Raw genomic sequence first — 26,717 nt, forward strand, 5'->3', positions numbered from 1 at the left:
ATTTACTCACTGCCTGCTTTTCTGACAGGCGGCTTATACCCGGCAGCCTTGGCCCGTTCGCTGGCAGCCTTGCGGCGCTCCGCGCTGTACGGCTCCCGGACCGACACGCAGCGTTTGGGAACCAGAAAGCGGCGTTCTCCTGTTTTCTGAATCTGTTCCGGGTATTTCTCTGCCAGCCGATTCAGTTTTTCCAGCAGCTTGGGGTCGCAGGTCTCCACATCGGCGGTGGCTTCGGCCTGGTTGTAGAGGAGAATGGTTTCCTGTTCGATTGGGGTCAGCTTCATTTGGCACCGCCTTTCTGCCGGTCAAATTCCAGCTTGAAGTTGGCGTACCGCCCATCGTCCTCCAGCACCACGGTGGCGTCGTAGGTCTTGCCGGTTTTCTCGGAGTACAGGCCGGTCACATGAGCGCGGCCTTCCTTGAGCAGCGCCGTCACGATGGTCTTGGTGGGCTGTTTGCGCTTCAATTCCCACCACTTGTTGTTTTTCCAGATGGCGAATTTACAGCCCTCATTCTGGCAGAAAAAGCCCTTTTGCAGTTCCGCCACATCACCGCCGCAGCGGGGGCATTTGCCCACCACTTCGCGGGGCGGCGTGAACAGGTACTCAGTTCCCTTGATGACCTGATAAGCTCCCACCAACTCCCGGAGCATGGCGCTGATTCCGGCCATAAAATCCTCCGGGGACAGCTCGCCGCGTTCGATCTCGCCCAGCCGGAACTCCCACTCAGCGGTCAGCAGGGGCGATTGCAGCTGCTCCGGCAGGACGGTGATAAGGGACACTGCATCCTTGGACGGCATAAGCTGCACGGTTTTCTTGCTCTTTTTGCGCTCCAAAAAGCCGGTGGACACCAGCTTTTCCAGAATACCGGCGCGGGTGGCCGGGGTTCCCAGGCCCTTGCGCTCGGCGTCCTCCGGCATATCGTCTTTCCCAGCGGTCTCCATCGCAGAGAGCAAGGTATCCTCGGTAAAATGTTTGGGCGGGCTGGTTTTGCCCTCCTTGACGGCAGAACCGGAAAGGGGCAAAGTCTGACCTTCAGACAGTTCCGGCAGGGTCTTGTCCTCGGTTTCCTGGTCCGGCTCCGTATTTTTCAGCGTAGCACGGTAGGCAGCGTCCAGCACCCGCCAGCCGGGGCGCTGCACGGTTTTTCCCTTGGCGGTAAACTCCGCACCGGCACACTCCACGGTGACAGCAGTTTCTGAGTAAGTATGCGGTTCCGCCACCGCGCACAGCAGGCGCTGGGACACCAACTCCAGGATCATCCGTTCACCCACCGGCAGACCGGACAGGTCCGCGCCCTGGATGTTGCGGGTGGGGATTACCGCATGGTGGTCGGTCACTTTTTTGTCGTTGATGACCTGGGCCGCATCGCAGGAAATGGCGATCCCTTTCCGAAACGGCATAGCCTTGGCAACCAGATTGACCAGCACCGGCAGGCTTTCAGCCATATCGCTCGTCAGATAGCGGCTGTCTGTTCGGGGATAGGTGCAGAGCTTCTTTTCATAGAGGTTTTGCAGGTAGTCCAGGGTTTGCTGGGCGGTAAACCCCAGCAGCCGGTTGGCGTCACGCTGGAGGGTAGTCAGGTCATAGAGGTCGGGCGCTTTCTCGGACTTTTCCTTGCGCTCCACCTTTTTCACTGTCACAGCCGCACCCTGGCAGACAGTTTTCAGCTGCTCGGCAGCGCCTTTGTCCTTCATGCGTTCCCCGGAAACAGAAAAACCGGGCAGCTCCAGGACTACCGTGTAAAACGGCACCGGCTTGAAGGTGTCGATCTCGGCCTCTCTCTGGACGATGAGGGCCAGCGTCGGGGACATGACACGCCCAATGCTGAGGGTCCGGTGGTACAGCACCGAAAAAAGCCGGGTGGCATTGATACCTACCAGCCAGTCCGCCTTGGCGCGGCAGAGAGCCGCATCCCGCAGACCATTATAATCGGCACCGGGGCGCAGGTTCGCAAAGCCCTCCCGGATGGCGGAGTCCTCCATGCTGGAAATCCACAGCCGTTTCATGGTTTTTTGGCATCCTGCCAGCTCATACACACTGCGGAAGATCAGCTCGCCCTCGCGTCCGGCGTCGCAGGCGTTCACCACCTCGGTCACATCCGGGGCGTTCATCAGCTGTTTCAGAATGTTAAACTGCTTTTTCTTGTCTTTGCTCACCACCATCTGCCAGGGTTCCGGCAGAATGGGCAGATCGTCATAACGCCACTTGGCGTAGTCGGGGTTATAGGCATCGGCGTCGGCCAGACCAGCCAGATGGCCCACACACCAGCTGACCCGCCAGCCGTTGCCCTCCAGATAGCCGTCCTTGCGGGTGGTGGCCCCAATCACGGCGGCCAGACTTTGGGCAACGGACGGTTTTTCAGCGATTACAAGTTTCATCATCTTCATCCTCCCATTCTTCCCGCACAGGCGTGTGCAGTTTTTTCTCAATGCTGTTTTCCTCTGTCAGCAGCAGGTCATAACCGAACCGGTAGTCATAGCGGTACAGTTTCCCCAGCAGATCGTTGATAAGGATACGGCAGGCCAGAATGACACGGGTTTTATCCACCTGCATCAGCCGGTAGCGTTGATAATTGCTGTAATATTCCTCATGGTGGCGGGTACGGCGGACGGTTTCCTTAAACAAAATATCCACCGGGTCCTGGCAGCCGTTCTCTTTTTCACCCTCCATGCAGTTCAGAAGTTCCATCACCATAGGGAAGCTCCGTTCATCCATCGGGGCTTCTTCTGCCAGAAAGCCTACCAATGCGGATAAGAGCAGGCGGGCGGCTGTCTGTTCCCGGTCTGTCAAAACCGCCATTGTCTGCGCGGCGTCCGGCAGGAGCGTTTCTTCCACAAAATCCGCCGCGTCTCCTGAATAAAGCTGACGGATGGAATCTATGGACAAGGGAACCGCTGCGGCATCCAGGGAGAAATCAAAGGGTTCTTCCCGTGTGGGCTTTTTCCGAAATTTGCTCCACACGGTTGAGAGAATGTCGCTGCCAAAATACACAGCAATCACCAGCAGGTCAAAAACCGCAAGCAGCTTGATAAATGTAATCAGAATACTCATTTTTTTCGTTTCCTTTCTTTGAGCCATCGTTTCATTTCACGGTGGCAGACTCCCACGCAGGGCTGCCCATAATTCCCACAGCCATAGCAGGGGTGGCTTTTGGGTAAAGAGAGAGGACGGGAAGTGTCCTTCCCGCCCTCCGGTCTGCGTGTCATCATGCGTTCATAGGGGCTGTCGGTAAACCGGGTCATGGGGTCTCATCCTCACTTTCTTCACCGCCGCCCCTGTCAGCGTCCAGTTCGCCCGATTCCTCGTCCTCCAGTTCGATTTCTTCCTCGTCCGGCAGTTCCTCGCCGTCCTCATAGTCATAATCGTCTGGATTGCTGCTGTTTTTGTGGTTGGCTTTACCCTTAATGAATTTGAAGTAGGCAAAGGCAGCGCCGCCCATCACAGCCAGCACCAGCAGCAGGACAGCCGGGTTTAGCCCTGCGAGTTCTTTTTTCTCCGGCTCTGTGGGTTTCTTTGGCGGTTCCGGCTCCTTGCCGGTACAGCCGGTCATATCCGTACTGCACACCTCGCATTTGGTGTTGACTTCACCGGCTTCGCATTTTTCTGTGCAGTTGCAGACAGCGGGCGGTTTCTCGGCGGACTGCCCATCCTCCATCAGCGCCATCAGGTCAGCTTCATCCACCTGATTCAAGAAGTGAACGGCGGTTTCCTTATCTTCATTGGCCCGGTCAATGAGAATGTAGAAGTAGTTGCCCGCCTTGGTGGTGACGGTGATAAGCTGCTTGTTGCCGCCGAAGTCATCCACCAGAGCAGCGTTGCCCTCCGGGGTCAGGGCAGAACTGTCCTCGGTTTCCTCCACCACCACATTTTCATCGTTGGTGGTGTCCTCTGCCGGGGGCTGCTCCGTTCCCTGGGCAAAAGCGGTGACAGAAAAAACACCCATCAGCACCAGCGCGGCGCAGAGGGCGGAAAAAGTTCTCCAAATTCTCTTATTCTTCATGGGTAATGTCCTCCTGTTCTGCATGGGCAGCCATGCCGGGGCGCGTGCCGCCTGACAGCATGGCACTTAACTGCTCCGGGGTCATACGCAGGGCGCGCACCATCTGGACGATCTCCAGATTTTCCGCTTCGGTTTTCTGCGCTTCCAGATTTTTCAGCTTTTCCTGATACTCCGCGATTTTCTCACGGGTTTTCGTAATCTCCCGGTCAATGCGTTCAATTTTATTAGTAGCCATGATAAAAACTCCCTTCTTTATAGATAAATGTAGTTACCAGTTCATCAGGCCGTAGCCCTTGATGCACTCATAGTTCAAATCGTAACTCTTGATTTTACAGGCGTCGCCGCTGTTTCCCTCCACGGTGTAAACCCGGCTGCCATCCGTGCCGATGACGATGCCCACATGATCCGCAGAACCATCCAAGTCCCAATCAAAGAAGATGGAATCGCCGGGAGCCAGGTTATCATACCCCCGTGCGCCCCATTGTCCACGGGACTGGAACCAGGGAACCCCCTGGGACTGACAGCCCGCAAAGCGCGGCTCGGATAATCCCATCTGCCCATAGCACCAGGACACGAAGCAGGCGCACCATTCCACACGGGAGTCGAAGCCGTACCAGCTCCAATAAGGGTATCCGCCCACATTGCCCACCTGCCGTTTCGCCAGTTCCACCAGCTCCGGGCTGCCGGGGCGGGTTCCGTTTACAAACTCCACGCCGGTCAGGTCCTCGGAATTCCCCATATCCGGGGAACCGCCGCCAAAAATCAGGGGCTTGTTGCCCAGGGTGGCCCGGTACACCTGATAGATTTCCAACTGGTCCTCTGTGAGCAATTCTGAGGCCAGTGCGGAGATTGGGCGGCTTTCCAAGGTCACATGAAGAATCAGGTATTCATATTCATGCTCATCCCCATCTTCGTCTGTGTAGGTGCGAATCTCCACTTCCTCGGTGAGCGTCAGCTGATACTGTGCGTTGAATACTCGCTCCAGTTCTGCTTGTGCGCTCTGACGGGTGTAGCCCTGCAACACGGCAGAAAGATAGGCCGCCAGCTCATGGGGGTCATGGCCGATCATGTCCAGGTCATAGCGGTACTCATCATATCCCGGATGGCTGCTCTCGATGTTGTCAATCTCGGCTTGCAGTGCTGCTTCTTTGGCAGCGTAATCGGCCTCCACCGCCAGAAGTTCCGGGTCATCAGAGGGGTAGGTGCTGCCCGTCACCACGGAGCCGATGCCCTGTCCCAGCATGGAGCAGGACGAAATCGTGTTCATCAAAAGACAGACCACCAGAAAGAGGGCCAGTACGATGCCGAACCCTTTCTTGTGGCGCATGACAAACGCCCCGGCCTGCTGCGCCTTTTCTTTGACGGTTTTCGCGGCCTTGCCGGTCTTACTGGCAGTCTTTGCGGTTTCTCCTGCCGTCTGACCGGCGCGCTTGGCGGCGGCATATTCCTTTTTGATGGCCTGTTTCTGCTGCCAGCGGGAAAACGGGTTGCTGGAAAGCTGGGGATTTTCCTGCAAAGACTTCTGGTACAGGGCGTTCACATTGGCCTTTTTCAGCTTTTGCTCCGCCTGTGCCGCCTTGCGGTATGGCTTCAGCTTATGGCTGCGGTAGCCCTCCCGAACCAGACGAGCGCCGGTCTCGGCAGCTTCCTCGGACTTGTGGGCGCTCTCCACGCCCACATTGTCCTGTTCGGTCTCCCGGATTTCCCTGTGTATCTTTCCCAGCACCGCGTCTCCGGGAGCGTCCCGCACTGCATGGGACAGCTTGGAGGGCGGTTTCTTCCTATCCTCCAGCACCAGTTTGGTGGTTACTTTGCCGGTCCTGGGGTCAACGGAGGTTCGCCGCACCTGTTTTTTGGGGATTTTCGCCTGCGCCCTGTCTGCTTTTACGGCGGCCCGGTCTGCCTTGCGGATGGGCTTTTCCAGCGCCGGGTCAGAGCGTTCCTCGTCCGTAAAGCGCAGGCGCGGTTCCTTATTCATACCAGCCACCCGCCATCAGGTCATCCAGCAGCACACAGGTTTCCGCATATACCGGAATCTGAATGGTTTCTGCCGGAAAGACCGTTATGGACAGGAAAAGCGCCATCAAAGTGCTTTTTGCCATATCGCGGTCCGGGATGGCACCCCTGCCGAACATGGGCGGCGCGTCCGGTATGCCCTCCGTCCAGATGTGGTGAATCCGGGTAAATCCGGCATAGCCCCTGGGCGTGAGATTTTTTGCTGCCGTTTCCTGGTCATAGCAGTAATAAACGGCGGCGCGAAGCCGTTCCACCATCTGCTCACATCCATTGACAGCGGCCAGAAGCAGGCCAGCGCCTTTTTCAATTTCTTTCTTTGTCATGCTGTTCATCCTCCTTTTGCAAATCCAACGGTTTGGTGGTCATTATGGCATAGAGTTCCGTGTTTTTCGGGAAGTGGTCCACGAAAGGCAGGATGGTGGAGCCGTAAAACAGCAGCCCTTCACCCTCGCCGGAGTGGGTCACATAGGAAAGCTGGTGCGGGGAAATGCCCAGCTGTTTGGCGAGAATCTGCCGGTCTCCGCCCGCCTGGTTGAGCATATACACGAAGTCGGAGTTCTCAAAAATGTTCTCCACCTCGCGGGAAGAAAGCAGGTCCTTTACATTCTGGGTGATCCCTGTCGGGATGCCGCCCCATTTACGGAACCGCTTCCAGATCTCCACCGTATAGGCGGCGGTCTGTTCTTCCTTTAATAAAAGGTGCATCTCGTCGATGTAATAGCGGGTGGACTTGTGGGCAGCGCGGTTGATGGTGACGCGGTTCCACACCTGGTCCTGCACCACCAGCATCCCGATTTTCTTCAGCTGTTTTCCCAGCTCCTTAATGTCGTAGCAGACAATGCGGTTGTTGATGTCCACATTGGTCCGGTGGTTGAACACATTGAGGGAGCCGGTCACATAGATTTCCAGCGCCGTTGCGATGTACTGGGCTTCCTTTTCGTCCTGACCCCGCAGGAGATTGTAAAGGTCCTCCAGAATGGGCATATTCTCCGGGCGGGGGTCATTGAGATAGTCCTGATAGACCAGCCGCACACAGCGGTCAATGATGGTTTTCTGCACCGGCTGCAAGCCCTCCTTGCCGCCCACGATCAGCTCGCACAGGGACAGGATGAAGTCGGACTTGAGGGACAGCGGGCTGTCCTCGTCCGAATAGTCCAGGTTCAGGTCCATAGGGTTAATGTAGTTGGTGGAGGTGGGCGAAATCTTAATGACCTGCCCATGCAGGCGCTCCACCAGGGGCGCGTACTCCGCCTCCGGGTCCAGAATCTCGATCTCATCGGAGGTGAGCAGGAAGCAGTTGGCGATCTCGCGCTTGGCGCTGAAGGACTTGCCGGAACCGGGCGTACCGAGAATCAGGCCGTTGGGGTTCTTCAGCAGCTTGCGATCCACCATGATAAGGTTACTGGACAGGGCGTTGATGCCGTAGTACAGCGCCTCCTTGCCGTTCTGGAATAATTCCTGGGTGGTAAACGGCACAAAGATAGCCGTGGAACTGGTGGTCAGCCCCCGCTGAATCTCCACCTGGTTAAGACCCAGCGGCAGGCAGCTCATCAGCCCTTCTTCCTGCTGGAAGTCCAGTCGGGTCAGCTGGCAGTTATATTTCTGGGCGATGGAACCGGCCTGGAACACATTGTTGTCTAGCTGGCGGGGGTTGTCCGCCGTGTTCAGCACCAGGAAGGTCACAAGGAACATACGCTCGTTGCGGCTCTGCAAATCCTGCAAGAGTTTTTTCGCTTCGCTACCGTAGGTGGCAAGGTCACTGGGAATCAAATCCATATCGTACCCTGCTCGGACCGCCTTTTTCTGTTCCTCGATCTTGCTGCGGTCTAAATCGGTGATTTTCCTCTTGACCGTCTTGATGGCTTTCACCTGATCCACCGACTGGATATGCAGGCTGACAATGAGGGAGCTTTCCATATCCAGAAAGTCCGCCAGCATCCGGTCATTGAGTTCGGGGGCCAAAATCTGCAAAAAAGAAACAGCCCCGTATTTCTTAGCCATACGGAACTGTCTGCCGGTGCGGAACTCAAAGGAGCTGGGGGCGATAAAGTCCTTGGTGGACAGGCCGCTGGAGGGGAGCCAGCCCCACTCGAAACGGAACGGCAGCTGCTCGTCCATGTGGAAGATGCCATGCAGCTGGGCAAGCCGCGCTTTGCCGTCCAGGGTCTCCGCCGCCACGCCCAGCCGCTTAAAGTTGTTGAGAATGTCGGTCTCGATGCGCTCCAGACGGGGCTTGGCCGCCTTGATGCTGTCCGCGTCAATGCCGAAGGTGAGGTACTTGGTCTTAATGAGGCCGTTGTTGCCCCTTGCCAGCTGGTTTTGCAGCATGGTGGTGTACTCCATGCGGATGCTGTCAAAATCGTCCCTCTGGAGAGGGATGGAGACAGCGCGGGCAAAGGTTTCCTCCGACGCGGCCAGGTTCAAAAAAGACAGCTCAAATTTGATCGAGCTGTCAAAGTAGTTGAGGAAATCGCACCAGCCCTCAAAAATCGCCGTTTTATCTTCATTTTGCGAGAGCTGGTAGTTAATGTCCTGAAACTGGATGGTCTTGGTGTAGTGGCCGTCTGCCACCCGGCAGATACCGTCCGGCCACATCCGTTCATAGGGGATGCTGTCCTGAGCCGATTTTTCCTTTTTGTCTGTGCGACTGGCGCGGGCAATGGCGGCTTTAATCTGCTTCCTGTCGGCGCGGGACAGCTTTTTTCTGGTTTGGACCGGCTGCGCCGCTTTTTCACCGTTTTTTCCGAACAGCCGGTGCAGCCAGTTTTTGATTGCCGTAAACAATGTGTGACACCTCCTCGTCGAGATTTGCCTGCCGTTCCAGAACGGCATAGAAGTTATTGGTGCGGTAGGGGCGTTCTTTCGGGCGGATCACCGTCACCCGGATGATATTGCCCAGAACCTTTTCCAGCGGCTGTCCGTGCTTTTCGTACATGGCCAGCAGGAAGAAGGGCAGCATGACAAACATCATGCACATGACCGCCGTGCTGGTCCCTGCCGGTCCTTTGAGCAAAAAGAACAGCGGCACACCCACAAGCGCACCGCAGCCGAAGCAGACCAGCTGCCTTTTGGTCAGGTTGAATGCGACCTTGGTTTTGACTTTGGTTAAGTCTTTGGGTACGGGTACATAAGCCAATGTAACGACCTCCTTTACGGGAATGAAACGGAGCTGTCCACCTCGTTGCCCCAGACATCCCAGCCGGGGGTGGCCTGTCTGGCAAACAGCTCGATACGGGGTACGTCTCCTGCCAGCGCGACGATTTTATCCCGGACAATATCCGGTTTCTTGCTGTGCTGCTCCACAGGAGAAAAAATCAGTTGATGAATGCCTGCGTTTTGCCGTTTCGGTTTTCCTTTTACCGCCAGCAGGCAGATTTCCGCATTGCTTCTGGTCCACCAGCCCAGCCCGAAAAAGAACCCTTTGCCGGACTTATTCTGCTTGACCCAGACAAACGCCACGGTCTTGTAGGTAAATCCCCATGCGTCTATGAGTTTTAACGCCTCCGGCAGCTTCGGGAAGGTACACCAGAGGAACAGTGCGCAGTTTTTGTCCGCCAGTTCGGATACCGGCAGGCGGTACAGTTCTTCGTCCGGCATGGTCGGGTAATGATTCTGCGCCGCGCCCTGCACCTTTCCGCTGCGGTAAGCCCACGGAGGATCGGCATAAACAATCTGATATTTTTTCATGCCGTCCTCCTTAATGAGCCTGAAAAATTGACTTGGCGAGGCTTCCGGTCTTAAAGAGGGTGAAGCACAGCAGCACCGTGTAGCCCACGCAGGTCCAGATGGCCATGATCACATCTTCTTCGGTGGCGATATTCTGCACCAGTACGGCATAAATCGCCACACAGACGATGATGAGAAACGCCTGAAAGCCTAGGGCGAACAGGGAGCGCAGGTAGTTCTGGCCCATGCCGCCCCATTCCTTGCCCATCATGGCGGCCATGGGGATGGGGGCTACGGAGGTCACAAGGTAAATCTCGATCATACGGCCATAAATGACGATAAAAATACAGATATACATGGCCCACATGGTCACGCCGATAAACATACTCTGCACCCACAGGCCGATCAGCGGTCCCAGGTCCATCTCCATCAGCCGGGATTCCATATCGCCCATGATGGCGGAAATATCAATGGAAGCGTCCGAACCGATAATGCCGGACGCCTGGGCTACCACGCTCTGGGTCATGTCGAACACGCCCATGACGATATTCCAGGTATTGGTGACAATGAGGATGGCGGCGGCGCTTTTGAACACCCATTTGAAGATCATCCAGGTGTCCACATCATGCAGGTTATTCTTGTCGGCAATCATCTGGATCAGTTCAATGGTCATCACCGCCGCCAGAAGCACCCCCGCAATGGGGACCATGATGTTTTCCGAAAGAGTCTGGATCATGTTGAACACATCCGGGTTCCAGCCCTGGGGCGTCTGCCCGATCTGTACCGACACATCCGCCACCTGCCGGTTGACCGAATCGAACATCCCGGACAGGTTGCCCATAATGCCGCCCACCAGCATTTCCTTGAGCCAGTTGGTCAGGGCGTCCAGTAAGAAATCCATGCAGTTTTACCTCCTTTCCGCCCCTCCCGCATGGAAACGGGAGGGGCAGGGATTTCCGGTGGACGGTTAGACGCTGAACAGCCCGGAGAGCAGCGGTACAAGGACCATGCCCACGATAGCAACGCCAGCGCCCGCCATCAGCTGTTTTATCCCCAATTAGGTGTAAAACTCTGCTCGATGGCGGGCGGCGGCGTACAAAAAATCTATATGGTGTTTTTAAGAGAACCGTCCCGGCGGGACAGGTCAGGCAGTGACCTGTTCCACCTCCGGGATGGGTTTGAGATTAAAATGAATTTCGATAGAAATGTGTCTTGTTTTATCTTCGTCAATGCGCTCATGCACGACGATTTCTTTGATTAAGCGGTTGAGGGTGGCTGCGTCCAACTCTGTGATGTTGGCATATTCCTGAATGGCTTCCACCCATTGTTTTGCGTCATTGGCAAGCTGGACTTCATCGGACAGCCGCTTTCTGCCCTCGGACACTTTTGTTTTAAGTTCCGTCTGCTCGGTCTGTGTCTTTTCCAGCATGGTGTTGAAGTTCTGCTCACTGATACGCCCTGCAATCATATCTTCATAAAGCCGCATTACCATTTTGTCCAGAACCTCAATCCGTTCCTCGTCCCTTGTAAGGGAGCGTTCCATTGCTTCCCGCTGTTCCCGCTGCTCGGCTTCACAGGTATTGGTCAGGCGGTCAGCAACCGCTTTCCCGTCCATCAGGGCAGCTCTGGCACATTCCCGGATTTTCCGCAGCACATGACTGTAAAGGGTGTCATAATCAATCCGGTGCTGGGTGCAGTGGTTCTTTCCAAAGGCATTGTAGGTCTTGCAGGAGTAAATCTGCTGGGGATGTTTTGCGTTTGTGTAGCGTACCGTCAGAGACTTCCCACACTCGCCGCATTTTATCAGTCCGGCAAACAGGCTGATTTCATTGGTCTGCCCCGGACGCTGGCGGGATTTCAGCTTGTTCTGCACAATGTCAAAGCTCATGCGGTCAATCAGCGGTTCATGCTGTCCTTCCACTACAATCCAGTCCTCCGGCTTCTTTTCCCCAATCGTGCCGATTTTGAAACGGTAGTCCTTTTTCTGGGAAGCAATCGCCCCAGTGTAAACGGGATTCATCAAAAGGTCTTTGATAACGGAAAAGTCCCACATATACCGCCCGTTTTCCGGGTCTTTCTTTTCCCATTTGGTGCGGGTATTGCGAAGCCCCCGTTCCCGGTTCCACCATGTGGGGCAGGGGATTTTTTCTTCCTCCAGCCGTCTGCGGATATAGTTCGGACCATGACCGTTTAGGGCATATCCGAAAATCAGCCGCACAATCGGGGCGGTTTCCTCGTCAATGAGCAGATGGTTTTTGTCCTCCGGGTCTTTCCGATACCCAAACGGGGCAAGACACCCGGTAAACTGTCCTTTCTGCGCTTTCAGAAGATAAGAGGAATGGACTTTCTTGGAAATATCCTTGCTGTACATCTCGTTCAGGATATTCTTGAACGGGGCGATGTCGTTGTTATCCCGCAGGGTGTCGATACCGTCATTCATGGCGATATAGCGGACACCGTTTCTTGGGAAAAAGTCCTCAATCAAATGCCCTGTTTGCAAATAGTTACGCCCCAGTCGGCTGAGGTCTTTCGTGATGACAAGGTTGATTTGCCTGCGCTCAATGGCTCTCAACATTCTCTGTAAATCAGGACGCTCCATATTAAGACCTGTGAAGCCATCGTCCTGATAGACTGCCACAACCTCCCATCCCTGCTTTTCGCAGTATTTTTCCAGCATATCACGCTGGTTTGCGATACTGGCACTTTCGCCTTGCAGGTCATCGTCCTTTGACAGCCTGCAATAGACCGCCGCACGATAGCCCCCGGCAAGTGCTGAACCGATTGTTCTGTATTCCATTTCGTTCATCATAGCCATTTACCCACACAATCCAGACGGTATCTGGCTCTGTTGAACCTCATCTTCATTATACTTCAAATCTTTCTTTTTAGCAAGATATTCTTTTGTATTTGTTTTGCCGTATTTCTGGGAAATCAGGCTGACGAACACATCGGTGGCGTCCAGTTCCCCGTCAAATACGGTTGTCACTTCAATCTTGGTCTTATTTTTCGCCATAGGCAGTTATCCTCCATACATGAAAATAGCCAGACAGAGAACGGTCGGCAACGAAGTCCGGCAACGGGCTTCAAAAGACCTTGCAAACAATCTCAATCTGGCGTTGATTACTATTTATACTTTTCTTTTATTTTTCTGTTGTTTTGGTTGTCAGAGAGGGAAAAAGCCCGGAAATAAGGGATTTTCCCCGGCAACCGGCTCGGCAACGGGATAGCAACGAAGTCGGCAACGGGCTGTCATTTTCAGAATGGAAGCTCCATCTGCTCTGTGACCTCCACAAAACCGTCCATAGATTTTTCGGGCGGGTTGTCGGTGTCCGTTGCCGGGATTTCACGCTCCCAGCCCTTTTGTCTGCCGTATTCCGCAAACATCCTCGGATTGGAAAAGTAGTTCCACCCGGTAATGCACTGGTTCATTATCTCGTTGATTTCCCGGATTTCCCATTGCTTCGGCTCATCAAAGGTGTGGTTTAAGGCTTCCTTGTAGAGCTGCTTGGAGCAGACCGTTTCCCCGGTGTACTTATCAAGGTAAGCCTGTATCATCCCGGCTTTGGTGTCCTCCGGCATAAAATCCCGCTGGTGTTCTTTGAGATACCGCTGCATGGCTGGGCTGAATGACAGCTTGAACATGCCGCTTCGGTAAATCTCCATTGCTTCCGCCCACATCTGGCTGATATAGGCTCTGGAAGCGGCTTCGTCCTCCAAAATGTGAACCTCGGCTTGCTCCGGGTACACCATGACCGGGATAAATCGGCGGTTGCCGGAACGGTCAAGGGGGAGAAAGTCAAGGGCGTTGGAAGTGCCGCCGAACACGCATTGACGGGGGCGGTCTGCCGGGTGAGTTTCATAGGGAATTTTGTAAACCTCTTTCTGGCGGCTTAGAAAGGACTTGATTTCCTCAATGCTCTTGGCATTGGCGGTTGCCATCATTTCCGACATTTCAATTATCCAGTGACCTTGCAGCTTGCGGTACACGTTATCATCGTCCAGCTTCCGCAAATCATCGGAAAACCACTCGTCCCGGACTGCCAGCAGCCGGAAGAAGGTGGATTTGCCAGCCCCCTGACCGCCTACCAGACACAGCATGATTTCAAACTTGCTTCCGGGCTTAAATGCCCTTGTAATCGCCCCCAGCATGAACAGCTTCAAGGCTTCATAGGTGTAATCGTCCACATCAGCTCCCAGAAAGTGCCGCAGACAGAAGCGGATGCGCTCAGTCCCGTCCCATGCAAGGCTGTTCAGAAAATCCCGGATGGGGTGGTACTTATTCTCATTCGCCACAATCCCGATGGCGGTTTCAATCTTTTTCTCACTGGTAAGCCCGTAGGTTTCCTCCAGATAGAGAAGCAGATACTTCATGTCCGTATCGGTCAGGGCTGTGCTTTCTCTGTGAAAACCGATGGGCTTTATGATGTCCTTGCGGTCGGTCAGGATGTTGTAGGCGATTGCCCCGGCAAGCACAGGGTCACGCTGGAATACGGTCAGGCAGTTCCGTATGCTCTGGCGGACGCCGCCTTTCTCGGTGGTTTCCAGAGTTGCCTTTACTTCCTCAACGCTCTGGGGCGGCTGCATGGCGTTCATGGTGTTTTTTAGTTCTTGCTGCGTCTGCGGCTGCAAGCTCTGCCATTCGCTGTTCAAGCTGTATCACATCCTTTCCGTAGTCCATAATCAAAACCGCTTTTTCCTCTGTCTCCCCGAACAGCAGCACATCCAGCAGATATTCCACATGGGCTTGCTTCTGCAAGGCTTCCACGAACCGGGGATGAAACGCTTCCTCCGGGGAGTGCGGGGCATAGTCGGTTTTCCATACCCGTAAGAGGTGTAGATAATCGGCAAGGACACGGAAGCAATGTGCCTTTGCTTCCCGGAACTGTTCTTCCGGGGATTTCTGCCGGGGCTTGGGCTTCCTTGCCCTGCCCGGTGGCTTCCAGTCCTCATAGGCAAGCCCGAAGTCACTCGCCAACTGTGCGGCGGCTTCCTTTTTCCCCAGCCCGTACAGGGCAGCTACAAAATCAATCACATCCCCATCTGCACCACATCCGAAGCAGTGGAAACGCTTGTCCAGCTTCATGCTGGGGGTCTTATCGTTGTGGAACGGGCAGCAAGCCATCCCGTTTCTGTTTACCCGGATTCCGTAATGCTCCGCAGCCTGTCTTGTCGTAACGGACTGCTTCACAGCTTCAAATACATTCAAATCAATTCCTCCTTGTAAAAAAGAAAAGGCACTTATCATTCTCAATCTGAAAATGGCAAGTGCCTGTTAAAGTTCCATATCCTGTTGTTTGTGTTTCGTCTGCGCCGGGGCGTTTTTCTGTGCTTTCTTCTCGTCAGCCTTATCCTGCAAGACTTCTTTGAGGGGCTGCTTCTTGGGCGGCTCTTTGCTTTCCTCTGTGCCGGGTGTGGCTTTCCGTACCCAGTAGCGGATGTCCCGCAGCTTCTTCAAATCTTCCTGCACCTCGGTCAACGGTACTTTCAAGTCTGCGATTTCGCCCACAAGCTTCGCCTGTTCCTGCAAAAGCTCCTTTTTCGTGCTGTCCTTATCATCCGGGTGCTTGGCAAGGTAGGCACTGGCTTTCTCAAACCGGGCAACCTCCGGGTGTTCCAGCTTGAATTTTTCCTTAGTTTTCTTGAAAAATATCTTCTGGTATTTCTCATAAACGGGCTTACATTCCTTACAGTCCGTCCGGGCGGCAAGGATAGCGTCAATCACGTTGCTGCGGGTTTCCTTTGGCTTCATCTGCTTTCGGTAGTCGGCGGCAGATTTCCCGGACGTTTCTATAAAGTTTTCCAAATCCTCCACGGTGGAAAGTCCCTTTCTCTGAAGATAGGACAGGGCTTCGCTGACTGCCTTTAAGTCTTTGGAAGTTCCACGGTTTTGTCCCGCCCGTGTCCAGTCGCTCCGTTCTGCCTTTCGTACCTCCATGTACTTCATCAACAGATTGGGAAGAAATACCGCTTCCTCCGCAGCTTTTTCCGCAAGCAGTTCTTTTCGTTTTTCACTAAGCTCGATAATCCAGCCTTTGAGATTTTTAATAAGCTGCCGGATAGACTTCATCAGGCTGTTGGCGGCTTTGATTTCCCGGTTCAGATTTCCGATGTTGGTCTGAATCCCTCGCTTTTCCATCTGCCGGACAGCAGCACCCTCATGGACGGTAGGGATAATATCAAGCCCCTGTCTTTCATAAGAACGGAGATCCACCCGCTCCGGGCGGTTGTTGGCTTCCAGATAGCGGTTCTGGATGATCTCCCATTCATGCCGCCAGATTTCACAATACTTGCGGTCGTTCCAGTCAACCGTATCTTCCTTGTGACTTTTCCATCTGCCGGACGGAAGTTTTATCCGTTCCCCGTTCTCGTCAAGGTCATAAACCTTGCGGCTCTTGGGAAGCCATTTCCCATGTTCATCCATTGCCCGCATAGTCAGCATGACATGAGCGTGAGGGTTTCCGTCCCCTTTGTCATGGATGGCAAAATCCACGCACATTCCTTTGGAAACAAACTGCTGATTGCAGAAATCCCGGACAAGGGCGGCGTACTGGTCGGGCGGTATCTCTCTGGGGATGGTAAGCACCCACCGCCTTGCAAGCTGGGAATTCCATTGCTTCTCCACCGCTTCGGCGGCGTTCCATAAAGTATTGCGGTCTGCATACGACCGTGGGGCATTTGCCGGAAGCAAGATTTCATTGTGGACGATACCACGCTTTTCCGGGTAGTGCTTCACTTCCTGATCGTATCCACAGAACAGCTTTTCGCCGCTCTGGTAGGCAGCGGCGGCAACCGCAGACTGCTGTTGGCTTCGCTGCACAATCGAGATTTCGTTGTGTGGACAGGGCATTTCGTGTCCCTCCTTTCGGTAATTGGTGGATGGGGTGGCGTTTTACCACCTCATTTGGGGCAGAAAAAAAGCAGGAGACCTTTTCAGATTTCCTGCTCGGTGGTGCCGCCGGTGGGCGGCTGGTATTCAGTTTTGAAAGTTCGGGTCAGGGTGGCCCGATGATGAAATAAAATATCTGCATGAAGATTATTCAACTTCTTTTAGTAATTCTTCAACAGAAATACCGTAAAGTTTTGCAAGTGCAAAAAGATTTGATGTGGAAGGGTCGGATGTTCCAGTTTCCCTTAGTTAAAGATATGAACCCTCTTTATCAGTCTACTTTTCCAATAAATCGGTAGTATATCTCTATTTCCTGTATTCTTTCGTTCTCCTCATTCGTTGTTGCTTCGTGAATAAGGATTTTTTCTATCATTGCATTTAATAACGGTGCTGTCAGTTCCTTTGGTACGGAATACTCCTTGATTAACTCAATCCACTTTTCAGCACCTATCATATCCTGTTCCATTTTACTTAATTCTTCTCTTAGGTTGGTTATCTGCTGTTCAAGTTCTATCTGCTCTTTTTGATATTTCCCCGACAGCATGATGAAGTTTCGTTCCGTTATCTTCTCACAGGCTCTATCTTCATACATTTTTGCAAATAAACGGTCAATCTCATTTTGTCGGTTCTCGGCTTTCTTCAAGGCACTTGCCTTTTTCTTCTTTTCCCGTATTCGCTCTGCATTGCCGACTTTCTGTATTTTGTTCAATACCTTTTCTTCGTCCTGCTGTACTGCCTTAGCCCAATACTGCAATCGTTCCAATACAGCTTGATACAGCACATCATAGCGGATATAGTGCATAGAACAATAACCTTTGCCAAACTGTCCGTAGAAACTACAAGAATAATAACTATACGGTGTTTTATTTGCCTTATTTGTCGCAAACCTCATAGACCAGCCACAATCCGCACACTTGACAAGCCCTGCAAATATCGGCGTTGCCTTTTCCTTTGTCTGTCTACGCCTTGATTTTATCTGCTCCTGCACACGATAGAACACTTCCTTGTCAATAATCGGTTCGTGCGTGTTTTCTACTCGAAACCATTCGCTTTCGGGCTTTCGTACTTTCTTCTTGCTTTTGAAAGAAACGGTTGATTGTCGATTATGAACGCTGTTTCCGATATAGACTTCACTTTTCAATATCGCCTTTACATGAGCAATCGTCCACTCATAACGCTTGCTTTCGGGCTTTCCCTCAAAGATATGAGCAAAAGTACCGTACCTTGTAAAATTCAACCAAGACGCTGTCGGGACTTTTTCTTCTCGCAGTATTTTTGTGATTTTGGCACTACCGTAACCTTGATAGGCTAGAGAGAAGATTTTTTCAACAATCCATTTTGTTTCCTCATCAACCAACAGTTTCCCTTTGATGTCGGGGTGTTTCTTATATCCTAACGGAGCATAAGCCCCATAATACGCACCCTCTGCAAATTTCGTCTTAAAGGCTGATTTCACTTTACGGCTCGTATCTCTTGCCACCCATTCATTGATGATGTTCTTAAATGGTGCAATCTCACTTTCGCCTTTTTCGCTGTCCACACCGTCGTCAATCGCTATGTAACGGACATTATGGCTGGGAAAATACAATTCTGTATATTGTCCTGTCATAATATAATTTCTACCAAGTCGTGATAAGTCTTTTGTTACAACACAGTTGATTTTTCCTGCCTCTATATCCTCAATCATTCTTTGAAAACTCGGTCTGTCAAAATTTGTTCCCGACCAGCCGTCATCAATATATTCATCAATCACATTCAAATGATGTTCTTTTGCATATAGACGCAACATACTTCTTTGTGTGGTAATGCTGGAACTTTCGCCCTGTAATTCATCATCTCGGCTTAACCTAAGATAAAGTGCAGTATTGTAAATCTGTTGTTTCATTGTCAGTTATCCTCCTTTATAACTAACCCGTGTTTACAATACCTGCTTGCAAGTAAAGTATAACACGGGTACTTTTTGTCATTCAATCTATTTCTTACAACTGCACCGATTTTATGCGATTGTCTGCTTTGCTTTTTCCAACATGACATCAGTTAGAAGTTCTTCCATTGTCTTTCCCTTTTCGGAGAAATGCTCTTTTACAACAATCTTTGTCTTTCCTCTGTTGCCAATGCCACACTTGTTATTTTTCTTTTGAATTGTTTTTACAGCATTATCAATAACACATACCCCCTTTCTGTAAAATCTTTCTAAGCAATTCAACGGCTTTTGTCATAGCCCACAGGACTTCCACCTCTGCATAGTTCTTATGTAGCCGTACCCATTGCGTGCGACGCTTTTAACGCTCAAGCTGTGGCTGTACGGGAGTATCATTATCTGACAGCACAGGTCATGGCGATAAAAGAGGACAAATCTTTTACAAGAACACAGATAGGTTGTCGCTCACTTTTGCAGGAGAAAGGTCATGGCGTATCTGTTTCAACGGCTCGCTGTCTGTCAAAGGTATTGAATTGCTTTATTCAGTTGTCAAAGAGCGATTGAAAGAAGAAAATCATCTTTCCTATATATCGCGTTGGAAAAGAGTAAAAGCGTAACCAATATTCAAAACTTTTTTCTTTTCTTGTACCATATAGGGAAAGAAATTGTCATTCTGCTAAGTTGATGATGAAAAGATTTCTTTTCACACCCTAACTACCTATGCAATACCGTTACTGCCAACTATGAAATGAAAGATTTTGTTTGCTCCATATAGGGAACGACAACTACCAAATGTTAAGTTGAGAATGAAAATATTTTCTTCTTTTCACATCAACACTCAACTGCTAATACCTGTTTGAATACAAATTGAAGATACTTTGTCTTCTTTCACATAACACTGTCCACTCATCTTGAATTTCCGACATTTTTTCAAAACTTTTCTTCTTTCACTCCATATAGGGAATGGAAACCTTGATTTGATGACCTATTTTCAAAAAAAGTTAGATTTCCTTTTCTCGTACCATATCTGTACACAAGTTGATGTTTTGTTGCAGATATTTTGAAGAAATTAAAAAATACCGTCATTCTCTTGTGGGACAGCGGTATCTATGCGTTCTTCTATGGTTGATTTTTCTAATTGTAATAAGTGTTTATGCTTATCTTTGAGTTCTGCCTGCTCAATCATATCTTTCAGTATCGTTGTATGATTTTCTCTGTCTAATGCTTGTACCATTTTTATGGTTGGTGCAACCTGTCTTTGTAACCAATGTAATGCCTTTTGTAAAGTATAAGGTTCTGGTTTAGTCGTTAATCGTATCGGCTCTCTATTTTCCCCTATAAACCATGCCCAATCATCATTTGTTTTCCATTGACTTTTCGGTTTATCATCTTCTCTATCAACAAAGCGGACATAATGATTGATGATAGAAAAAGCGGTGCGTTCAGCGTCCCGATAGGTCAGTAAATCTACAACCGCATAATAGGCTCGTTCATTCTTCATGCGTATTTCAAAACGGTTCTTGATTTCTGTATCTTCAACTTCTATGCCATTTTTGACATACTGCTCGTAATTTTTCTGATAGGCACACATATATAACTCACTACTGGTTGAACCGAGATATAAGGTTTCTCCTGTATTCTTTGGTAAATCGCTACCACATTTTTCCGTACCGCTGTAATCTTTCTGCATACGAAAGTAGGAGATACATTCGCCAGCCTTGTATTTTTCCTTTAACTTTGGAATATCTAATATTCCTGCTTTATCATTGATTGCCAAGTCAAGTCGTTTCATCTTACCACCTGCCGTTAAACAATCCAGCATAAAGTCATACCATGAGCGTTCCTGTGCCAATAGATAACTTTCCATTTGCCGACACCCTCTGCCTTTTAGTTCTAATAAAACACCTAAATGCTCTTGCATGGAACACATGATGTTGATGTCGCCTAAAACATATTTGCTTTCATATCCGTATTTTCCAAAATCTTCATAAAGCATATAATCGGCTTTTAGTTGTAATACTTCACGAATAATCTTTAATGCGTCTGTCGTAGGAAAGCGGACACGGAAGTAATCAATCAACAGAAATAGTGGTTCTTGCGGATTGAAACGCTCAATCTGTTTTTCTATCGTTTGTTTTAGTTCAGCAGAGGGAACAACAGTCCCATTCTCTATCTGGTTAAAATATGTACGACTGATACCACAGGCAACAGCAAGTTTTCTTTGTGTTACTCCATATTCTTCACGCTTTTGTCTTAATTCTTCTATAAAGTTTTTATCATTCATTCTTCAATTCCTCCAATCAAAAAAGGCAACTACCATATTTGATAATTGCCTATACTTAAATTTCCGCAAAAGAAAAGACAATCAATTTCTCGTTTGAAATCAACTGTCTTTCCTATGTCTTATTCAATTTTTATGTATTAAATGAGTGCTTTTTAGTTAACACCCTATTAAAAGCGATTTTACCTTGTAAATACAGCGTTTTCCGCTTAGTAGTGTATATTGTTTCTTGTTTTTTGTGCCCCCCTTGTTAGATAACGGGGGCTTACTGTTCGCTCGCAAGCTCGCTCAACTGCCGGAGTGAACCAGCCACTAAAAACGGTGGAAAAATCTAAGAGATTTTCCCACCGCCGTGTCTGGATCACTCCGCCTATTATGCTTTTTCGCTTTACCTTTTAATCCCCAATCATATTATACCTCTAATGCACGAATTAGATTTACCATTTCAATAGCTCCCTGTGCACATTCAGAGCCTTTATTTCCTGCTTTGCTACCAGCTCGTTCTATCGCCTGTTCAATCGTATCTGTCGTAAGAACACCAAACATAACTGGTGTTTCGGTATTTAAACTGATTTGAGCAATTCCTTTTGATACCTCACTACACACATAATCATAATGGCTTGTACTACCTCGAATAACTGCTCCCAAACAAATAATCGCATCATATTTTTTACTTTTTGCCATTTTAGACGCTATCAAAGGTATTTCAAATGCTCCCGGAACCCAAGCTACCTCTATGTCCTTTTCACCAACATTTTCTCTTTTCAAATTATCTAATGCACCTGCTAATAGCTTAGAAGTTATAAACTCATTAAATCTTGCTACAACAATACCGATTTTTATATTTTCTGCTACTAAATTTCCTTCAAAAGTGTTCATTTATTTTTCCTCCATATTCAAAATGTGTCCCATTCGGTCTTTCTTTGTCTTTAGATAAAAACTATCATAAGGATTTGCTTCTATTTCAATCGGTACTCTGCTTGAAATTTTCATTCCATAATCTTCTAACTGATAAACTTTATCAGGATTATTTGTAAGTAAATGCAATGATTTTATTCCCAAATCTCTTAAAATCTGTGCACCGATATAATATTCTCTTAAATCGCCTTGAAATCCTAATGCAAGGTTGGCGTCAAGTGTATCCATACCGTTATCCTGTAAATGATAGGCTTTTAGTTTATTGACAAGCCCGATACCTCGTCCCTCTTGTCGCATATAAAGCAATACACCAGAACCATTTTCTGCAATCATTTTCATTGCTTTATCTAACTGCTGTCCACAATCACAGCGTAAAGAGCCAAAGGCATCTCCTGTTAAGCACTCTGAGTGGACACGACATAGCACATCGTTTCCATTATTCAAATCTCCCATAACCAATGCAACATGATGTTCTCCATTCAATTTATTGATATAACAATGTGCTTTGAAATTCCCATATTTTGTAGGCATTTCTACAACCGAAACACATTCTACAAGCAAATCATATACTTTTCTGTATTCCTGTAATTCTTTAATTGTGAGGGTAGGTATATGGTGTGTTTGAGAAAACTGAATTAAATCAGGTGTTCTCATCATTTTCCCGTTTTCATTCATAATTTCGCAACATAAGCCACATTCTTTTAAGCCAGCCAACCTCAATAGGTCAACCGTTGCTTCTGTATGTCCATTTCTTTCCAAAGCACCTCCGTTCTTTGCAATCAGAGGAAACATGTGCCCCGGTCTACGAAAGTCAAAGGGATTTACATTCTCAGTCACACACATACGAGCCGTTAATCCTCTTTCTTCGGCAGAAATACCTGTTGTAGTATCCTTATAATCAATAGAAACTGTAAAGGCAGTTTCATGGTTATCTGTATTATCTTCAACCATAGGGGAAAGCATGAGCCTGTTAGCCAGACTTTCACTCATAGGCATACAGATTAAGCCTTTTGCATAAGTCGCCATAAAATTAACATTTTCTGTTGTCGCAAATTGTGCCGAACAAATTAAATCCCCCTCATTTTCTCTCTCTTTATCGTCCATAACCAAAACAAGTTTTCCCTCTTGTAACGCCTGCAATGCCTCTTTTATTTTTTGATATTTCATAATTCCTTTATCCTTTCTGCTAAAATCCGTATCGGCATAACAACTCTTTCGACAACTCTGTTTCATTGCTGTTGTCTATGAGTTTCTGCACATATTTCCCTAATATATCATTTTCAAGGTTTACCATATCCCCGACTTGTTTATTCTTGAGAATTGTTTGCTCCAAAGTATGAGGGATAACGGATACCGAAAAATCTGCTTTCGATACTTTTGCGACAGTAAGACTAATACCGTCAATAGCAATCGAACCTTTTTCAACAATTAGATTTAAGATTTCTCTTTGCGTATTGATTTGATACCACACCGCATTTTTGTCTCTACGCACAGACGATATTCTGCCTGTCCCATCAATATGCCCCGTAACAATGTGACCGCCCAACCTGCCATTCATAGGCATAGCTCTTTCTAAATTCACAAGGCTTCCATGTCTTAACAGGCTAAGAGCCGTTCTGTTCCATGTTTCATTCATCACATCAACTGTAAAAGATTGTCGAGTGAAACAAGTAACTGTAAGGCAGATACCATTGACTGCTATGCTGTCGCCTAAATGTATATCCTCTAATATTTTTGAAGCTTTAATGGATAGTTTACAGTTACAAGTATCTTTCTGTATTCTTTCTACTTTACCGATTTCTTCTATTATTCCTGTAAACATGGATAAATCACTTCGCTTTCTATGAAATAATCATTTCCCACTTGAGAAAAAGCATATGGTTTAAGCATAATGGCGTCATTAGGAAAAGCAACACCTTGACCACTTACAGGGCTTTTTGCACTCCCACCAAATATTTTAGGTGCTATATAAATTTGCACCTCATCAACAATCTGTTGCTCAAGAGCACTCCAATTCATTGCACTTCCACCCTCTAAAAGTAGACTGTCTATCTGCATATTTCCTAAACATTGCATTAAATTCATTAAGTCAATATGATTACCTTTTTTCTTCGTATAAATAATTTCACAACCACATTTTCTGTAAAGAGCAATCTTACTTTCATCAATAGAAGAAGTAGCGATATATGTTTTAATGTCATTCGCTGTTTTGATAATTTTTGATGTAATGGGTGTTCTTAAATCTGTATCACATACGATACGAATAGGATTTTCCCCGTTTTCTAATCGGCATGTCAGTAAAGGGTCATCTTGAATAACGGTATTCACTCCTACCATGATCGCAGTAACCTTATGCCTGAATTGATGTACTTGTTTTCTCGCTTTTTCGCCACTTATCCATTTTGATTGATTTGTATAAGTTGCTATTTTCCCGTCCATTGTCATTGCATATTTCATAAAAACATAAGGAATATGCCTTGTAACATATTTTCTAAAAACTTTGATTAACTGTTGACACTCCATTTCTAAAATTCCTATCACAACTTGAATGTTGTTTTCCTCAAGTACCTTTACACCTTTTCCAGACACAATAGGATTACAGTCTAAAGTTCCGACGACTACTCTTGTAATGCCACTTTTAATAATTGCTTCTGTGCAAGGTGGTGTCTTACCATAGTGACAGCATGGTTCAAGTGTTACATAAAGTGTTGCTCCTACAGGTGACTCCCTACAATTTTTTAATGCATTTCTCTCTGCATGCAATCCACCAAAGATTTCATGGTATCCCTGTCCTATAATTCGATTATCTTTTACAATTACTGCCCCAACCATAGGATTAGGATTGACATAGCCAGCACCTTTTTTTGCCAGTTTTATTGCTAATTTCATGTATTCTGTATCGCTCATTTTTACACCTCCAAAAAAATACATGCCTTGAATAAAATCTATCCAAGACATGCAAAAGAGGATTTATGCGATTAAAGAAAATGCTCTGAAACAATATAAAATCATTCCAGAGCACGCAAAAAAAGCATAAACTTACTTTCATCTTCTTTCATCCAGACTATACTGTCGGCTTTGGAATTTCACCAAATCATGCCTTTCGGCTCGTGGGCTATACCACCGGTAGGGAATTACACCCTGCCCTGAAGATAGTTATTCAATTACGGACAATTATAATATCTGATATTATATCTGTCAATAAAAAGTTTTTTTCTCGTTTATCCAAATACAATAATTTGCAAGCAGGTAAACACAGGTTATTTCTTAATATCCTTTTGTTTGGGAAACTCCATTTTCCCATTTTGAAACAGCCTGCCTGCTAACACCAATCGTTTCAGCAACAAATTCCTGCGTCATTTTGCACTGTGTTCTGTGTACTTTGAGTGCTTCACCCAACGATTTCCTCACTACGGATTTTTCCTGCCGTACATCTTTTGAATGGATATATTTGAGTAATGCACGAACAATAAGGGTAAGCAAACCAACAAAGATACATAAGAAAATTATTCCAACGATTATCATAAATACGGTTACTTTCATTTGACCACCTCCTAATGTTGCTGTTGGCTTCATTTCTCTGTACGGATATATTTAAGCAATGCACGAATAACAAGGATAAGCAAGCCGACAAAGATACATGAGAAAACTATTCCGACTACAATCATAATGATGTTTACTAACATTTGGATGACCTCCTTTCTTTGTTGGCTTTATTCTATCTGAATTACCGTGTTGCTACCACCAACTATCAAGCAATTATCAGTTGCATATCGGTTGCACAATGATAGCGTTCTGTTTTTTGACCTTATTATACTAAATTACCGTAGATAAGGATAGCTCGACTGATAAAACTTGCTGGACGGGAACAGCTTGCAGCGCAAGGTGTTTCCGGGCGGCAAGTCCACAAAAGGGTAGCTGGCGACAGCCAGCGCAGGGGAAGCGTAGCGTCCCCTGTATGATTTGGAGCAGACCATGACTGCGGAAAATCACAGCCCTCCGGCGAGGAGCCTTCGGAGAACGCAATGCACCAACCTTTGGGTGGTGTATAATTGCGCCCTTAGTAAACTAAGGGGGTTCCGGCATCTCCCGTTCCAGCAGTTTTTTCAATAGTTCCTGCGTGTCCTGTCTGTGAAAAATGAGTTTCAACAACAGCATGACATCATCATCTGTCAGGCGTTCCGGTTCTTGCAGAAAACTTTCCAGCATACCGCCACGTGTACAGAGCCGGTGCGTTCGTTCTTTTCGGGTAAGCTGCTTCAGCTGATGCTGCAATGCCTTTTCATCATTGATGGCTTTCCGCAGTTTCTTTTCGCTTTTTTCCAACTCCCGATTGAGTTTTTCCAGCTTTGATGTATCAGGCAAGGGCAGCGTCCTCCTTTCCCGGTATCAGCACATAAATCCTGTTTGGTTCTCCAATGCCCTGACGCACCCGCATGATAAGTCCGGCAGTTTCCAGTTCATTCAGAGAACGCTTGACCGTCATGGAGCTGCGGGACAGGACTGCGGCAATGGCTGTGACAGGGAAGCAGACAAAGAGGATTCCGTTCTCGTCCTCCTGCCCTTTGGAGAGCATAGCGTCCAGCATCCGGCAGTACATGACCTTTGCGGTGCTGCTGACTGGAAATCCTGTCAACGCTCTGGGAAAAGGCATACAGGGCGGCAATGGTGTGTCTATCGTCATAAATTCAAAATTCATTCTGTGTGTTCCTCCTTTTTCTTTGCTCGTTTGGATAAATAACAGGGGCAGTCAATCACAACCGCCCGGAAGCTCTGCTTGCACCCATGCTGGCATTTCCGGCATAATTCGTTGTAAGTGACACGCCCCCGGTCATTGAGGTAAAAGGAAAGCTCATACTTCCTCTTTTTGCTCATTCTCGGCATATTGTGTTTCCTCCCGTTTTAGTGTATGGTTTCGGGGGCGATTTTCGGCAAAATTACAGCCATAGAGCCGCTTAAAATCTCCCGAAGTATCAGCGATAGGGTAGACTATCCCCCTATCAGATTGTCGTGTTTCGGTATCATTT

The 26,717-nt window shown here is 48.5% G+C and carries 27 protein-coding genes, 3 pseudogenes and 1 riboswitch; all 30 genes and pseudogenes read right to left on the reverse strand.

Annotation, left to right across the window (positions count from 1 at the left end):
- Positions 1-2 precede the first annotated feature (2 nt).
- Positions 3-284, reverse strand: coding sequence for a hypothetical protein (locus tag LK436_RS01850; RefSeq protein ID WP_008394583.1), 282 nt, complete (start codon positions 282-284; stop codon positions 3-5).
- Entirely contained in the window at positions 281-2,380 is a 2,100-nt protein-coding gene (locus tag LK436_RS01855; protein ID WP_044930428.1) for a type IA DNA topoisomerase, read from the reverse strand. The genes LK436_RS01850 and LK436_RS01855 overlap by 4 nt, the downstream gene beginning before the upstream one ends.
- Positions 2,361-3,053, reverse strand: coding sequence for a hypothetical protein (locus LK436_RS01860; protein ID WP_044930270.1), 693 nt, complete (start codon positions 3,051-3,053; stop codon positions 2,361-2,363). Before LK436_RS01860 ends, LK436_RS01855 begins: the two co-directional genes overlap by 20 nt.
- Positions 3,050-3,244 carry a hypothetical protein gene (locus LK436_RS01865; RefSeq protein WP_008394587.1) on the reverse strand — a complete coding sequence of 65 codons (195 nt, stop codon included), beginning with the start codon at positions 3,242-3,244 and terminating at the stop codon, positions 3,050-3,052. The genes LK436_RS01860 and LK436_RS01865 overlap by 4 nt, the downstream gene beginning before the upstream one ends.
- Positions 3,241-4,002 (reverse strand): DUF4366 domain-containing protein, encoded by a 762-nt coding sequence (locus LK436_RS01870; protein WP_008394588.1) that lies wholly within the window; start codon positions 4,000-4,002, stop codon positions 3,241-3,243. The genes LK436_RS01865 and LK436_RS01870 overlap by 4 nt, the downstream gene beginning before the upstream one ends.
- Entirely contained in the window at positions 3,992-4,237 is a 246-nt protein-coding gene (locus LK436_RS01875; RefSeq protein WP_008394589.1) for a DUF4315 family protein, read from the reverse strand. The genes LK436_RS01870 and LK436_RS01875 overlap by 11 nt, the downstream gene beginning before the upstream one ends.
- A gap of 33 nt (positions 4,238-4,270) precedes the next feature.
- Positions 4,271-5,980, reverse strand: a complete 1,710-nt coding sequence (locus LK436_RS01880; protein ID WP_008394590.1) for a CD1108 family mobile element protein — start codon at positions 5,978-5,980, stop codon at positions 4,271-4,273.
- The gene (locus LK436_RS01885) at positions 5,973-6,341 is read right to left on the reverse strand and encodes a hypothetical protein (RefSeq protein WP_008394591.1); all 369 of its coding nucleotides are present in this window, start codon (positions 6,339-6,341) and stop codon (positions 5,973-5,975) included. The genes LK436_RS01880 and LK436_RS01885 overlap by 8 nt, the downstream gene beginning before the upstream one ends.
- On the reverse strand, positions 6,322-8,850 hold the full coding sequence (locus tag LK436_RS01890; protein ID WP_416207812.1) for a VirB4-like conjugal transfer ATPase, CD1110 family: 2,529 nt from the start codon (positions 8,848-8,850) through the stop codon (positions 6,322-6,324). Before LK436_RS01890 ends, LK436_RS01885 begins: the two co-directional genes overlap by 20 nt.
- Positions 8,753-9,154, reverse strand: a pseudogene (locus LK436_RS01895) (PrgI family protein); the annotation flags it as partial. The gene LK436_RS01890 and the pseudogene LK436_RS01895, both read right to left, overlap by 98 nt.
- 14 nt (positions 9,155-9,168) lie before the next feature.
- A complete protein-coding gene (locus tag LK436_RS01900) occupies positions 9,169-9,705 on the reverse strand; it encodes an MT-A70 family methyltransferase (RefSeq protein ID WP_008394596.1) in 537 nt (178 codons plus the stop codon).
- 10 nt (positions 9,706-9,715) lie between these two features.
- Positions 9,716-10,585: a VirB6/TrbL-like conjugal transfer protein, CD1112 family gene (locus tag LK436_RS01905; protein WP_008394598.1), complete on the reverse strand. Its 870-nt coding sequence runs from the start codon at positions 10,583-10,585 to the stop codon at positions 9,716-9,718.
- 66 nt (positions 10,586-10,651) lie between these two features.
- Positions 10,652-10,738, reverse strand: a pseudogene (locus LK436_RS01910) (Maff2 family mobile element protein); the annotation flags it as partial.
- 90 nt (positions 10,739-10,828) lie between these two features.
- On the reverse strand, positions 10,829-12,499 hold the full coding sequence (locus LK436_RS01915; protein ID WP_008394601.1) for a recombinase family protein: 1,671 nt from the start codon (positions 12,497-12,499) through the stop codon (positions 10,829-10,831).
- Positions 12,500-12,697, reverse strand: coding sequence for a hypothetical protein (locus LK436_RS01920; protein WP_002595176.1), 198 nt, complete (start codon positions 12,695-12,697; stop codon positions 12,500-12,502). It abuts the gene before it with no gap.
- A 242-nt stretch (positions 12,698-12,939) separates the two neighbouring features.
- Positions 12,940-14,277, reverse strand: coding sequence for a virulence-associated E family protein (locus LK436_RS01925; RefSeq protein ID WP_008394605.1), 1,338 nt, complete (start codon positions 14,275-14,277; stop codon positions 12,940-12,942).
- Positions 14,246-14,890, reverse strand: a complete 645-nt coding sequence (locus LK436_RS01930; protein ID WP_025544160.1) for a CHC2 zinc finger domain-containing protein — start codon at positions 14,888-14,890, stop codon at positions 14,246-14,248. Before LK436_RS01930 ends, LK436_RS01925 begins: the two co-directional genes overlap by 32 nt.
- Positions 14,891-14,956: 66 nt before the next feature.
- Positions 14,957-16,531, reverse strand: a complete 1,575-nt coding sequence (gene mobQ / locus LK436_RS01935) for a MobQ family relaxase (RefSeq protein ID WP_008394607.1) — start codon at positions 16,529-16,531, stop codon at positions 14,957-14,959.
- Positions 16,532-16,717: 186 nt separating this feature from the next.
- Positions 16,718-16,813: pseudogene (locus LK436_RS01940) on the reverse strand (XRE family transcriptional regulator); the annotation flags it as partial.
- Positions 16,814-16,841: 28 nt separating this feature from the next.
- Positions 16,842-18,455: a recombinase family protein gene (locus LK436_RS01945; protein ID WP_008394611.1), complete on the reverse strand. Its 1,614-nt coding sequence runs from the start codon at positions 18,453-18,455 to the stop codon at positions 16,842-16,844.
- Positions 18,456-18,566: 111 nt separating this feature from the next.
- Positions 18,567-18,776 (reverse strand): hypothetical protein, encoded by a 210-nt coding sequence (locus LK436_RS01950; protein WP_008394616.1) that lies wholly within the window; start codon positions 18,774-18,776, stop codon positions 18,567-18,569.
- A 784-nt stretch (positions 18,777-19,560) separates the two neighbouring features.
- Entirely contained in the window at positions 19,561-20,775 is a 1,215-nt protein-coding gene (locus tag LK436_RS01955; RefSeq protein WP_008394618.1) for a replication initiation factor domain-containing protein, read from the reverse strand.
- A 408-nt stretch (positions 20,776-21,183) separates the two neighbouring features.
- Entirely contained in the window at positions 21,184-21,651 is a 468-nt protein-coding gene (gene ribE, locus LK436_RS01960; protein ID WP_008394619.1) for a 6,7-dimethyl-8-ribityllumazine synthase, read from the reverse strand.
- Positions 21,652-22,857 carry a bifunctional 3,4-dihydroxy-2-butanone-4-phosphate synthase/GTP cyclohydrolase II gene (locus LK436_RS01965; protein ID WP_008394621.1) on the reverse strand — a complete coding sequence of 402 codons (1,206 nt, stop codon included), beginning with the start codon at positions 22,855-22,857 and terminating at the stop codon, positions 21,652-21,654.
- A 19-nt stretch (positions 22,858-22,876) separates the two neighbouring features.
- Positions 22,877-23,512, reverse strand: coding sequence for a riboflavin synthase (ribE, locus tag LK436_RS01970; RefSeq protein WP_008394622.1), 636 nt, complete (start codon positions 23,510-23,512; stop codon positions 22,877-22,879).
- Positions 23,497-24,597, reverse strand: a complete 1,101-nt coding sequence (gene ribD, locus LK436_RS01975; RefSeq protein ID WP_008690020.1) for a bifunctional diaminohydroxyphosphoribosylaminopyrimidine deaminase/5-amino-6-(5-phosphoribosylamino)uracil reductase RibD — start codon at positions 24,595-24,597, stop codon at positions 23,497-23,499. Before ribD ends, ribE (LK436_RS01970) begins: the two co-directional genes overlap by 16 nt.
- A 136-nt stretch (positions 24,598-24,733) precedes the next feature.
- Positions 24,734-24,848: riboswitch (FMN riboswitch) on the reverse strand.
- Between the two features lie 109 nt (positions 24,849-24,957).
- Positions 24,958-25,233: a helix-turn-helix transcriptional regulator gene (locus LK436_RS01980; protein WP_044930431.1), complete on the reverse strand. Its 276-nt coding sequence runs from the start codon at positions 25,231-25,233 to the stop codon at positions 24,958-24,960.
- A gap of 525 nt (positions 25,234-25,758) precedes the next feature.
- Positions 25,759-26,055 carry a DUF3847 domain-containing protein gene (locus tag LK436_RS01985; RefSeq protein ID WP_005927679.1) on the reverse strand — a complete coding sequence of 99 codons (297 nt, stop codon included), beginning with the start codon at positions 26,053-26,055 and terminating at the stop codon, positions 25,759-25,761.
- Positions 26,048-26,389: a DeoR family transcriptional regulator gene (locus tag LK436_RS01990; protein WP_005927681.1), complete on the reverse strand. Its 342-nt coding sequence runs from the start codon at positions 26,387-26,389 to the stop codon at positions 26,048-26,050. The genes LK436_RS01985 and LK436_RS01990 overlap by 8 nt, the downstream gene beginning before the upstream one ends.
- Positions 26,386-26,574: a hypothetical protein gene (locus LK436_RS01995; protein ID WP_005927683.1), complete on the reverse strand. Its 189-nt coding sequence runs from the start codon at positions 26,572-26,574 to the stop codon at positions 26,386-26,388. Before LK436_RS01995 ends, LK436_RS01990 begins: the two co-directional genes overlap by 4 nt.
- Positions 26,575-26,717 lie beyond the last annotated feature (143 nt).

Source organism: Clostridium sp. M62/1 (assembly GCF_020736365.1).
Classification (GTDB): domain Bacteria; phylum Bacillota; class Clostridia; order Lachnospirales; family Lachnospiraceae; genus Otoolea; species Otoolea saccharolyticum_A.